This is a genomic window from Yonghaparkia sp. Soil809 (assembly GCF_001429705.1).
Taxonomy (GTDB): domain Bacteria; phylum Actinomycetota; class Actinomycetes; order Actinomycetales; family Microbacteriaceae; genus Microcella.
Genome location: NZ_LMSV01000001.1, coordinates 626802 through 638154 on the forward strand (window position 1 = coordinate 626802; position 11353 = coordinate 638154).

The following is an 11353-nucleotide window of genomic DNA, read 5'->3' on the forward strand; positions in this document are numbered from 1 at the left end:
AGGCGGGGGCCCCGTTTCTCGTCGTGGGCGCCGCCTAGGCGAACTCGACGACGAGCTCGACCTCGACGGGGGCGTCGAGCGGCAGAACGGCGACGCCGACGGCGCTGCGGGCGTGCGCGCCGATCTCATCGCCGAAGATCTCGCCGAGCAGGGTGCTCGCGCCGTTCAGCACGGCGGGCTGCCCCGTGAAGTCGGGGGTCGAGGCGACGAAGCCCGTGACCTTGACGATGCGAGTGACCCGATCGAGCGAGCCGATCACGCTCTGCACCGCGGCGAGCGCGTTGAGGACGCACTGGCCGGCGAAGCCGGCCGCATCCTCTGCCGATACGGCGTCGCCGACCTTGCCGGTCGCCGGGAGCGCGCCGTCCACGAACGGCAGCTGACCGGCGGTGAAGACGAGATGGCCCGAGATCGTCGCGGACACGTAGGCGGCGACCGGCTTCGCGAGGGCGGGGATGCCGAGCCCGAGCTCGGCGAGGCGCGCGTCGATGCGGCTCATCTCACGCCGCCTTCGGGCGCTTGAGGTAGGCCACGAGACCGCCCTCGGGGCCGGTCACGATCTGCACGAGCTCCCAGCCCTGCTCGCCCCAGTTGTTGAGGATCGCGGTCGTGCTGTGGATGAGGAGCGGAGTGGTCGTGTACTCCCATTGAGTCATCGTCGGGTCCTTCGGTCTTCCTCATAGGGTCATCGCGTACCCTTGAGTCTATGTCTGCCCAGAATCGCCCGGTCTCGACGCGGGCCGGATCCTTCATCGGGATGCTCGGCCTCTCGGTCATCGCCGGCGTGCTCGCCACCGTCATGGTCACGCCCGCGATCGCGCTGACGGGGATGGCCGCGAGCAACACCATCGGCATCTTCGACAGCCTGCCCGAGTACATCGAGATCAACGAGCTCCAGCAGCGCAACACGATCTACGCGCAGAAGACCGCCGACCCCGCCGCGGGGTACACGGCGATCGCCACGGTCTTCGCCCAGAACCGCGAGGAGGTGGCGTGGGAGGAGGTCAGCGACTTCGTCAAGGACGCCACTCTCGCCGGCGAGGACCGCCGCTTCTACGAGCACAACGGCGTCGACGTGCAGTCGGTCATCCGCGCCGCCGTCGGCAACGTCGTCTCCGGCGGCATCGAGTCCGGCGCCTCGACGCTCACCATGCAGCTCGTGAAGAACATCTGCATCCAGGAGTCGCTCAAGCTCCAGGGCACCGACGAGGAGGCGTTCCGCGCCGAGTACGACTCGTGCCAGGAGTCGAGCCTGGAGCGCAAGCTCAACGAGGCGAAGCTCGCGATCAACCTCGAGAAGGAGTTCACGAAGGACGAGATCATGCTCGCCTACCTGAACATCGCGGGCTTCGGCGGCAACACGTACGGGATCCAGGCCGCCGCGCAGGAGTACTTCAACACGACCGCCGCCGATCTCACCCTGGCCCAGGCGGCGAGCCTCATCGCGATCGTCCAGGAGCCCGGCGCGCGCTCGCTCAAGACGCCGGACAACTACGCGGGCAACCAGGAGCGCCGCGACGTCATCCTCGGCAACATGCTCGCCTACGACATGATCACGCAGGCCCAGTACGACGAGGCGGTCGCCATCCCCGTCGATGAGGCCTTCGTCACCCCGACCCCGCCGCGCAACGGCTGCATCGCGGCGAACGACTACGCGCGGTTCTTCTGCGACTACGTCGTGCGCAACGTGGCCAACTTCGAGTCTCTCGGCGCCGACGCCGAGTCTCGGCTGGACGCCTGGAAGACCGGCGGCATCGACGTCTACACCACGCTCAACATGTCCCTGCAGCAGGTCGCGTACGACGCCGTGCTGCGCTACGCGCCCGCCAGCGAGACGCGTCTCGAGCTCGGCGCCGTCGCCGTGTCGGTCGAGCCCGGCACGGGTCGGATCCTGACGATGACGCAGAACAAGCTCTTCGACAACAGCGAGGTTCCTCCCGGGCCCGAGTACACGGCCGTGAACTTCAACACCGACCGCGCCTACGGCGGCTCGAGCGGGTTCCAGCCGGGCTCGACCTACAAGATGTTCACCCTCATCGAGTGGCTCAACCAGGGGCGCGGGCTGCGCGAGGNCCCCGGCCAGACCTTCAAGTTCGGCAACGACGAGGGCGCCGCGGGCTCCATGGACCCGATCCAGGCGACGCGACGCTCCGTGAACTCGGCCTTCGTGTCGATGGCGACGCAGCTCGACCTGTGCGAGATCCGCAACCGCGCGGCCGACCTCGGCGTGCATCGCGCCGACGGGGGCGAGCTGCAGACCAACCCCTCCTCGGTGCTCGGCACGAACGAGATCGCCCCGCTGACGATGGCCGCCGCGTACGCCGGCATCGCCAACGGCGGCCAGTACTGCGAGCCGATCATGGTCGACCGCTTCGTCACGCGTGAGGGCGAGGAGCTCCCGGGGCAGACGCCGAAGTGCGATCAGGGCATCGACCCGGAGGTCGCCGCGGCCGCCTCCTTCGCGATGGGGTACACGATGGTCGACGGCGGCACCGCGGTCGCGAGCAACCCGTTCGACGGCACGCCGATCATCGGCAAGACGGGGACGACGGACCAGTCGAAGGACACCTGGGTGATCACGTCGACGACCGAGTTCGCCACGGCGGTCTGGGTGGGCAACATCGTCGGCAACGCCCGGATCCGTCAGTACCAGAACCCCGAGGGCTTCTGGGGCGGCGAGCTGCGTCACCGCATCATGCGCGAGATTCTCGGCGCCGCCAACGCCCAATACGGCGGCTCGGCCTTCCCGGAGCCGCCTCAGCGTCTCATCCGCGGTAGCGGCATCGAGCTCCCGAACCTCATCGGGCAGTCGCCGTCGCAGGCGCGCGCCATCCTCGAGGGCCTCGGTCTGCGCTACGGCGAGGGCGACACGATCGACTCGGCTCAGCCCCAGGGAACGGTGGCCGCCACGTCGCCTGCGCCCGGCTCCGTCGTCGGCCGCGGCCTGATCGTGCGCGTGCAGCTGAGCAACGGCAACCTCGCCACGGTCCCCGACGTCACGAGCGCCGGCTACGACGAGGCCCAGGCCCGCGCGGCTCTGCAGGGCGCCGGCTTCAGCAACATCGCGACCTCCTGCGTGCCGATCAACGGCGGCGCCGACCCCGCGCGCGAGGGCATCGTCGAGTCGCAGAGCCCGGCCGCCGGCACGTCGACGAGCCGCAGCACGCTCATCACGCTCGGCGTGGCGAGCGACAAGTGCGGCAACGGCGGCGGAGGCGGGGGCGGCGGCGGCTCGCCGACCCCGACCCCGGACCCCGGTGGCGGGTAGCGCGCGGCTCGCGGCCGTCGCGGCCCTCGGGGCCGCGGCGGCCGTCGCCGTGTACGCCACCGCGGTCGAGCGCCGCGCCTACGGCCTCCGCCGGGAGACCGTCCCCGTGCTCTCCCCGGGAGCCGACCCGATCCGGATTCTGCACCTGAGCGACCTCCACCTCGCACCGTGGCAATTCGACCGCATCGACTTCGTGCGCTCGCTCACCGACCTGAGGCCCGATCTCATCGTCAACACGGGCGACAGCATGGGCCACGTGGATGCCCTCCCCGCGCTCGAGGAGGCCCTGTCGGTCTTCGACGGCGTGCCCGGCGTCTTCGTCCACGGCTCCAACGACTACTTCGGGCCGACCTTCAAGAATCCGCTCGCGTACCTGACCGGCCCGTCGGGCTCGCGGGACGCCTCGGAGCCCACCCGGCTCGACATCGATGCCCTCGAGCGGCTGTACGTCGACCGCCTCGGCTGGCACTCGCTCAACAACGACGTCGCGCAGCTCACGATCAACGGGTCGATCCTGGAGTTCATGGGCACGAACGACGCGCACCGGGGCTGGGACCGCCTCGATGCGCTCCCGGGTCTCGTGGATGCTCTGCGCGAGCTCGACGAGGACGACAGCGACGACCCCGCGGTCATGATCGGCGTCACGCACGCTCCGTACCAGCGCGTGCTCAACGCCTTCACGACGCAGGCCGCCGACGTCATCTTCGCCGGCCACACCCACGGCGGTCAGGTCGCGCTGCCCGGTTTCGGCGCGATCGTCACCAACTGCGACCTTCCGCGCGAGCGAGCGCGGGGCCTGAGCATGTGGCATCACGCGCATCGAGCCGCCTTCCTGAACGTCTCGGCGGGCCTCGGGCACTCGATCTTCGCGCCCTTCCGATTCGCCTGCCCGCCCGAGGCGGTGCTCGTGACGCTCGTGGCCGACGACATCGGCTATTCTTGACGAGGTGCCGCTCGCGCGGCGCACCGGGGTATGGCGCAGCTTGGTAGCGCGCGTCGTTCGGGACGACGAGGCCGCAGGTTCAAATCCTGTTACCCCGACTGAATGAGAAAGGGACCGCCCAGAGGGCGGTCCCTTTCTCATTGGGTCTGGGGTATCTCGGACGCGAAGCTGCACCCAGCAGGTGGGCCCACGTCGCCCGCAATGGCGCAGCGCGCAGCGCGGTGCCGTCGGTGCGATGGGGACAAATCCGGTTGCGCGAGCAGGAGTGTCGCGGGCCCGCGCTCCGAAGCCGCGCGCAGCGGACGGCGGCCGCATCGCGGCAGCCGCCCCGCAAAGCAGGACGACGACCTACGCGAAGTCCGGATCCGGCCCCAGCTCCGAACTCCCGAGCGCCACCGGCGCCCGCCACCCCGAGGCGAGCGAGTCGCCCGACTCGTCGAGGTAGCACGCTCCGCACAGGCTCTCGTACGTGACATCCGCGCCGTCGATCGCGACCTGGTCGCCGTCGAAGACGAACACGCCCCCGATGGTGCGGGCGTTGAAGACGGCCTTGCGGCCGCAGCGGCAGATGGTCTTGAGCTCCTCGAGCGAGTGCGCGACCTCCAGCAGGCGTCGGCTGCCGGGGAACGCGGCGGTCTGGAAGTCGGTGCGGATGCCGTAGGCGAGAACGGGGATGTTCTCGCGGATGGCGATGCGCAGGAGGTCGTCGACCTGCTGGGGGCTCAGGAACTGGGATTCGTCGAGAAGGAGGCACGCGACGTCGCGGCCGGTGGAGCGGATGACGGCCTCGCGCTCGCGCTGGAAGAGCGCGTAGATGTCGTCGTCGGGGCCGATCGTGAAGTCGACCTCCCGCGTGACGCCGAGCCTCGACACGATGAGCTGGTCGCCCTTGGTGTCGATGCGGGGTTTGGCGAGCAGGACCTTCTGCCCGCGCTCCTCGTAGTTGTAGGCGGCCTGCAGCAGAGCGGTGCTCTTGCCGCTGTTCATCGCCCCGTATCGGAAGTACAGCTTCGCCATCAGCGCAAGTGCCCGTCTTCTGCTGCTCGTCGGATGAGGTCGGTCTTGGAGCTCGCGGGCCTGCCGGCGCGCGCGTACTTCTCGCGCACGCGGCGCAGGTAGGTCTTCGCAGTCTCGTACTGCACGTGCATCTGACGCGCCACCTCGGCCGTCGAGTTGCCGTTGACGTAGAGCACGAGCGCCTCGCGCTCGCTCGTGGAGAGCTTCGGGCGCGCCGCGTGCTGGGCGCCGGAGGGCAGCGGCCGCCAGTCGCGCGACGGCTCGCCGGAGGACTCCATCCCCATCACGCGGCGCGCCGTCTCCATGACCTCGCCGAGCGGGAGCGCCTTGGAGAGGAACGCGGAGGCGCCGGCGTCGAAGGCGCGGTCGCGGTCGTCCGCGGTCTCGAGGCTCGACAGCACGATGACCTTCGCCCCCGCCGCGCGGCAGGTGCGCACGCGCGCCTCGATCGAGACCGGCTCCTGCAGCTGGAAGTCGATGAGCACGAGGTCGGTCGGGAAGCGGTCGCTCTGCACGAGCCCGAACCACGTCGACGCCGTGAGCACGAGGTCGAAGTCGGGAGCGTTGGCCGAGATCCAGGAGGCGATGCTGTCGAGCAGGAGCTCGTGGTCGTCGAGGATCGCGAGCCGCACGGGGGTGCGCGCGCTCGGGTCCATGAGTCGACTCTAGAACCTCGGCCGCGCCGCGCGGGTGCAGTGCGCACGTCGGCGCCGTTCCCGTCAGAAGAGCGTCGGCGCGCCGGCGGTCAGGGGCGCGCGCTCGCCCGGCGATCGCGCGGCGTCGGGCTGCAGCGCGCGGCTGCGCACCGTGCCGGTCGCCGCGTCGAGCGGGCGCGAGGAGAGCCCGTGCCGCGCGCGCAGCTTGCGGACCCGCGCGGCGAGCCACTCGCGGTAGCCGGCGGGCGCGTACGGCCCGGCCGCGTAGAGCGCGCGGTAGCGGGCGACGAGCTCCGGATGCTCGCGCTCGAGCCACGCGAACCACCACTCGCGCACGCCGGGCTTGAGGTGCAGCGCGGAGGTCATGACCGTGGTCGCTCCGGTCTCGCTGATGCGGGCGAACGCCTCGTCGAGGTGCGCGCGGGTGTCGGTGAGGTGGGGCAGCACGGGCATGAGGAACACGGCGGGGTCGAGCCCCGCGGCGACGGCGGCGGCGACGGTCGCGAGCCGGGCATCCGTCGAGGGGGTGCCCGGCTCGATCGAGCGCTGCAGGGAGTCGTCGTAGATGGCGATCGACATCGCGACGTCGACGGGGACGAGCTCGGCCGCGCGCGCGAGCAGCGGCAGGTCGCGGCGCAGGAGCGTGCCCTTGGTGAGGATGCTGATCGGCGTGCCGCTCTCGGCGAGCGCCGTGATGATGCCGGGCATGAGCGCGTACCGACCCTCAGCGCGCTGGTAGGGGTCGGTGTTGGTGCCGAGGGCGACCGGATGCCGCCCCCACGATGCGCGGCGCACCTCGCGCGCGAGGACGTCGGCGACGTTGATCTTGACGACGATCTCGCGGTCGAAGCCCTCGCCCGTGTCGAGGTCGAGGTAGGCGTGCGTGGGGCGCGCGAAGCAGTACACGCACGCGTGCGCGCAGCCGCGGTACGGGTTCACGGTGTGGCCGAAAGGCAGCGCCCCTCCCCCGCCGGGCACGCGATTGAGCGCCGACTTCGCGAGGACCTCGTGGAAGACGAGCCCCGAGAACTCCGGCGGTCGCACCGTGCGCTGCAGCCCCGACAGGCGCGCGATCGCAGCCGTGCTGCCGAGCTCGGGCAGCGCGTCGGGGCTCGTCGCGCTCGCCGCCTGGCCGCTCCACCGCATGGCCGATATTCGAACACATGTTCGACTCGCGCGCAAGGCTCGGATCCCGGGGCGCCCCGCGTCGTAGGCTCGCAGCATGCCCGCGATCGACCTCAACAGCGACCTCGGCGAGTCGTGGCTGCCCGACGTCGTGGGCGACGACGAGGCCATGCTCGCCCTCGTCTCGAGCGCGAACCTCGCCTGCGGAGCCCACGGCGGCGACCCGACCACGATGGCCGCCGTCTGCCGCTCGGCGGCCGCGCGCGGAGTCGTGATCGGCGCGCATCCCTCGTACGACGACCGGGCGGGCTTCGGCCGGCGCCACGTCGACGTCGCCCCCGAGGCGCTCGACGCGCAGCTGCGCGAGCAGGTCGCGCGGCTGGCCGGTGTCGCGGCGGCCGCGGGCGGCGCGGCCCGCTACCTCAAGCCGCACGGAGCCCTCTACAACCGCATCGTGCGCGACGCGGAGCGCGCCGAGGTCGTCGCGCGGGTCGCGGCCGCGGCCGGGCTCCCGGTGATGGGGATGCCCGGGTCGGCGATCGAGCGCGCCGCGCGCGAGGCGGGCATCCGCTTCGTGGCGGAGGCCTTCGTCGATCGCGGGTACCGGCCCGACGGGTCGCTCGTGCCGCGGTCGGAGCCGGGCGCCGTGCTGCACGACGTCGCGCTGGTCGCCGCGCGCGCCGTGCGGCTCGCGGTCGACGGCTCGGTCGTCGCGGTCGACGGGTCGATCGTGCGCGTCGAGGCCGAGTCGCTGTGCGTGCACGGCGACACTCCCGGCGCTGTCGCGATGGCGCGGGCCGTGCGGGAGGCCCTCGCGGAGGCCGGGGTCGACGTGCGACCCGTGCTCGGCGCGCCGTGAGCGACGGGGCGGCGGCAGGCGCGGGAACGAGCGCGAGGGCGGGCGCGAGGTCGGGCGCGGGGCTCGCGGCGCGCATCCTGCCCTGCGGCGATCGCGCCCTGCTCGTCGAGGTCGACGCGCTCGAGCAGGCCCTCGCGGCCCATGCGGCGCTCGCGGAGACTGCGCCCGCCGGAGTGCTCGAGCTCGTGCCCGCCGCGCGCACGGTGCTCGTGCGGCTCGACCCGCGCGTGCTCGGTCTCGCGCACGCCGAGCACTGGGTGCGCGAGACGCTCGCCGAGACCGACCCGGATGCCGCGCTGCCGGACGGCCCCCTCGTCGAGCTGCCCGTCGTCTACGACGGCGACGATCTCGCGACCGTGGCCGACCACTGGGGATGCGAACCGGTCGAGGTCGTCGAGCGACATGCGCGCACCGAGTGGCGCTGCGCCTTCGTCGGCTTCGCGCCCGGATTCCCGTACCTCGTACCCGTCGATGCTGCCCTCGCACCGCCGCCCGTGCCGCGTCGCGCGACCTCGCGCCCCGCCGTTCCGGCCGGCGCCGTCGCCCTCGCCGCCGAGTACACGGGGGTGTATCCGCGCTCCTCCCCCGGCGGGTGGCAGCTCATCGGCCGCACCGACGCGACGCTGTGGGATGCCCGGCGCGACCCGCCCGCGCTCGTCGCGCCGGGTGCGCGCGTGCGCTTCGTCCCCGTGCCCGAGCTCGGTACGACGCGCTCGCGCGCGAGCTCCGCGCCCGTCGCCCCCGCGCCTCCGGCCGCCCACGGCCGCGCCATCGAGGTCGTCGAGCCCGGCCCGCTCACCCTCGTGCAGGACCTCGGGCGCCCCGGCCGCGCCGCCATCGGCGCGGGCGCCGCGGGCGCCTTCGACCGCGCGGCCCACCGGCTCGCGAACCGGCTCGTCGGCAACGACGAGACGGCAGCCGCCCTCGAGGTGCTGCTCGGCGGGCTGACCCTCGCGCTTCCGGAAGGCGCCTGGGTCGCGGTCACGGGCGGTGTCGGCGCCGTGACGCTCGACGGCGCGAGCCTGGCTCCGCGCCTGCCCGCGCGCGCGGGCCGCGAGGGGGCGCTCCTGCACATCGGCCGCCTCGAGCACGGCCTGCGGGCGACCGTCGCCGTGCGCGGGGGGCTCGACGCCGCCGCCGAGCTCGGGTCGCGATCGCGAGACACGCTCTCGGGGATCGGACCGGCGCCGCTCGCAGCCGGGAGCATCCTCAGCATCGGCGACGCCGTCGAGGGCCCCGTTCCGACGATCGACCTCGTTCCGCTCGACGCTCCCGACGACGGCCCGCTCGAGCTCGCCGTGCGGCCCGGCCCCCGGCACGACTGGTTCACCGAGTCGGCTCACGAGAGCCTGCTGAGCACCGAATGGCGAGTGTCGCCGCGCTCCGACCGCACGGGCGTGCGGCTCGAGGGGCCCGGACTCGACCGCACCGCCGAGGCGACGGGCCGCGAGCTGCCGAGCGAGGGCATGCTGCCCGGCAGCATCCAGGTCTCGCCCGACGGCGCCCCGACGATCCTGGGCCCCGACGCGCCGGTCACGGGCGGCTACCCCGTCATCGCGGTCGTCACGGATGCTGCGCTCGACTCGCTCGCGCAGGCCCGCCCCGGGCAGACGGTGCGCCTGCGCCTCGCCACGGGTCGACCGTAGCGTCGAGCCGGCCGCGTCGCCCGCCGACACCGCTCGACACCCGCGCGCGACACACGCGTGAGCGTCAGAGTCGCACCACGCGCTCCTCCCACCGCGCCCGGAGCCACCGGTCGTGCGAAGCGACGACGACGGCGCCCGGATACCCGCCAAGGGCCTCCTCGAGCTCGCCGGCGAGCTGCAGCGACAGGTGGTTGGTGGGCTCGTCGAGCAGGAACAGGTGCGGCGGGCGCGCGATGACGAGGGCGAGCGCGAGACGGCGCTGCTGTCCCGTCGAGAGCGACCCGACCGCGCGATCGAGGTCGCGCGGCGCGATGAGCCCGAGCCCGGCGAGCGGCTGCGTCTCGGCTCGGCGCTCGCCCGCGGCTCGCTCGTAGAGCGCGCGCGGGGTCGCGCTCGGGTCGGCGAAGCGCACGTCCTGCGCGAGCAGCTCCACGCGCAGCCCTCGCCGCGCGGTGCGCCGTCCGCCGTCGAGCGCGAGCGCCCCCGCGATCGCCGCGAGCAGGGTCGACTTGCCCGCGCCGTTCGCGCCCGTGACGAGCACGCGATCGGCGCCGCCGATGCGCAGAGAGACAGGGGCGAGCCTGGAGTCGATCCGAGCATCCGTGAGCTGCACGAGCGTCGCGTCCGCGAGCGCCGTCGACCCGGTCGGGATGCCCGCGAAGGTCAGCACCGCTGGCGGCGACGATAGGCGCGACGCCTCGAGCTCGGCCACGAGCTGCTCGGCGGCGCGCACCCGGCGACTCGTCGCGCTCTGCTGCCGAGCGCGCTTGAAGTTCTTGACGAACTTGTCGTTGTCGCGCGGAGGGCGATCGGGCCCGTCGAGCGCTCTCGCCGAGCCCGTGAGGGCGCCCCGCGCTCGCGTCAGCTCGCGCTCCTCGGCCGCGACGCGCTCCTCCCACCGCTCGCGCTCGAGCGCGCGTTCGATGAGGTAGTCGCTGAATCCGCCGCCGAAGCGCGTGAGCATGCCGCCGCCGTTCTCGCCCGAGGCCGAGCGACGGCTCGGGTCGAGGTCGACGAGCCCCGTGGCGACGTCGTCGAGCAACGCGCGGTCGTGGCTCGCGAGGAGGACCGGCCCCGACCACGCGCGCAGCTCGCGCTGAAGGAGGGCGACAGCCGCGTCGTCGAGATGGTTCGTCGGCTCGTCGAGCAGCAGCGCATCGGGCCGGGCGAGCAGGAGAGCGGCGAGCGCGAGTCGGCTGCGCTGCCCGCCCGAGATCGACCCGAGCGGCGTCTCGAACGGAATGCCCGCGACGCCGAGCCCTACGAGGAGGGCGTCGCGGCGTGACTCCCAGCTCCAGAGATCGAGCGCCTCGGCCTCGTCGAGCGCGGCCGCGTAGGCGGCATCCGCACGCGGGTCGACGGCGAGAGCGGAGGCCGCCGCCTCGAGACGTCGTTCGAGCGCTCGCAGCGGCGCCACGGCATCCTCGATGAGGCTCGAGAGCGGCGCGGCCGCGTCGTGCTCGACCTCCTGCGGCAGGTAGCCGACCCTCGTCGGGCGCTCGATCCGACCCGCGTCGGGCGCCTCGACCCCGGCGAGAACGCGCAGGAGCGTCGACTTGCCCGCGCCGTTCTCGCCGATCAGGCCGAGGCGCTCGCCCGGCGAGACGACGAGGTCGACGCCGTCGAGCACCGGCGCGCGATCGTAGGTGCGATGGATGCCCGTCGCGACGAGCGGACGTGTGACGGATGCGCGCGTCGAGCGCGCGGAAGACAGAGATGCAGGTGCCAAGAGTGAGTGCCGATCGGCTCGCAGGACCCCGCCGGGCTGAGCCTCGGGCGCGGGACGGACTGCGTCATCTCTTCATAGCGGGGTCGACGATACGTCAGCTCCTGCCGACG

General features: G+C 72.9%; 10 protein-coding genes, 1 tRNA gene and 1 pseudogene. 6 read left to right on the top strand and 6 right to left on the bottom strand.

Annotated elements, in window-relative coordinates:
* Window positions 1–34 precede the first annotated feature (34 nt).
* Both ASG83_RS03055 and ASG83_RS12610 read right to left on the bottom strand, forming a co-directional pair.
* Complete coding sequence (locus ASG83_RS03055) at window positions 35–499, bottom strand: RidA family protein (protein WP_055857008.1); 465 nt, start codon at window positions 497–499, stop codon at window positions 35–37.
* Window position 500: 1 nt separating this feature from the next.
* Complete coding sequence (locus ASG83_RS12610) at window positions 501–656, bottom strand: DUF4177 domain-containing protein (protein ID WP_156376727.1); 156 nt, start codon at window positions 654–656, stop codon at window positions 501–503.
* Window positions 657–829: 173 nt separating this feature from the next.
* On the opposite strand from ASG83_RS12610, the gene ASG83_RS13070 reads away from it, so the two are divergent.
* From ASG83_RS13070 to ASG83_RS03070, 4 genes and pseudogenes are all read left to right on the top strand, one after another.
* Window positions 830–2072, top strand: a 1243-nt coding sequence (locus ASG83_RS13070; RefSeq protein WP_235460083.1) for a transglycosylase domain-containing protein, incomplete at its 3' end; no start/stop codon positions are given.
* A gap of 1 nt (window position 2073) precedes the next feature.
* Window positions 2074–3268: pseudogene (locus ASG83_RS13075) on the top strand (PASTA domain-containing protein); the annotation flags it as partial.
* A complete protein-coding gene (locus tag ASG83_RS03065) occupies window positions 3258–4211 on the top strand; it encodes a metallophosphoesterase (RefSeq protein WP_055857011.1) in 954 nt (317 codons plus the stop codon). The pseudogene ASG83_RS13075 and the gene ASG83_RS03065, both read left to right, overlap by 11 nt.
* Before the next feature lie 24 nt (window positions 4212–4235).
* Window positions 4236–4309, top strand: a tRNA-Pro gene (locus ASG83_RS03070).
* A 250-nt stretch (window positions 4310–4559) separates the two neighbouring features.
* Here ASG83_RS03070 and ASG83_RS03075 read toward each other — a convergent pair.
* The 3 genes from ASG83_RS03075 to ASG83_RS03085 form a co-directional block, all read right to left on the bottom strand.
* Window positions 4560–5228 carry a thymidine kinase gene (locus ASG83_RS03075; protein WP_055857014.1) on the bottom strand — a complete coding sequence of 223 codons (669 nt, stop codon included), beginning with the start codon at window positions 5226–5228 and terminating at the stop codon, window positions 4560–4562.
* Window positions 5228–5884, bottom strand: coding sequence for a response regulator (locus ASG83_RS03080; protein WP_055857017.1), 657 nt, complete (start codon window positions 5882–5884; stop codon window positions 5228–5230). Before ASG83_RS03080 ends, ASG83_RS03075 begins: the two co-directional genes overlap by 1 nt.
* Window positions 5885–5947: 63 nt before the next feature.
* A complete protein-coding gene (locus ASG83_RS03085) occupies window positions 5948–7030 on the bottom strand; it encodes an Rv2578c family radical SAM protein (protein ID WP_055857020.1) in 1083 nt (360 codons plus the stop codon).
* 76 nt (window positions 7031–7106) lie between these two features.
* On the opposite strand from ASG83_RS03085, the gene ASG83_RS03090 reads away from it, so the two are divergent.
* Both ASG83_RS03090 and ASG83_RS03095 read left to right on the top strand, forming a co-directional pair.
* Window positions 7107–7868 (top strand): LamB/YcsF family protein, encoded by a 762-nt coding sequence (locus tag ASG83_RS03090; RefSeq protein ID WP_055857023.1) that lies wholly within the window; start codon window positions 7107–7109, stop codon window positions 7866–7868.
* The gene (locus ASG83_RS03095) at window positions 7865–9514 is read left to right on the top strand and encodes an urea amidolyase family protein (protein ID WP_235460003.1); all 1650 of its coding nucleotides are present in this window, start codon (window positions 7865–7867) and stop codon (window positions 9512–9514) included. Before ASG83_RS03090 ends, ASG83_RS03095 begins: the two co-directional genes overlap by 4 nt.
* Window positions 9515–9578: 64 nt before the next feature.
* Here ASG83_RS03095 and ASG83_RS03100 read toward each other — a convergent pair whose 3' ends face one another.
* Window positions 9579–11243 carry an ATP-binding cassette domain-containing protein gene (locus ASG83_RS03100; protein WP_235460005.1) on the bottom strand — a complete coding sequence of 555 codons (1665 nt, stop codon included), beginning with the start codon at window positions 11241–11243 and terminating at the stop codon, window positions 9579–9581.
* Between the last annotated feature and the right edge of the window lie 110 nt (window positions 11244–11353).

Bases quoted from the DNA above. Each gene is read 5' to 3' on its own strand.
- ASG83_RS03080 (WP_055857017.1), bottom strand. From the start codon at position 5,884: ATGGACCCGAGCGCGCGCACCCCCGTGCGGCTCGCGATCCTCGACGAC.
- ASG83_RS03090 (WP_055857023.1), top strand. From the start codon at position 7,107: ATGCCCGCGATCGACCTCAACAGCGACCTCGGCGAGTCGTGGCTGCCC.
- ASG83_RS03055 (WP_055857008.1), bottom strand. From the start codon at position 499: ATGAGCCGCATCGACGCGCGCCTCGCCGAGCTCGGGCTCGGCATCCCC.
- ASG83_RS03075 (WP_055857014.1), bottom strand. From the start codon at position 5,228: ATGGCGAAGCTGTACTTCCGATACGGGGCGATGAACAGCGGCAAGAGC.
- ASG83_RS12610 (WP_156376727.1), bottom strand. From the start codon at position 656: ATGACTCAATGGGAGTACACGACCACTCCGCTCCTCATCCACAGCACG.
- ASG83_RS03085 (WP_055857020.1), bottom strand. From the start codon at position 7,030: ATGCGGTGGAGCGGCCAGGCGGCGAGCGCGACGAGCCCCGACGCGCTG.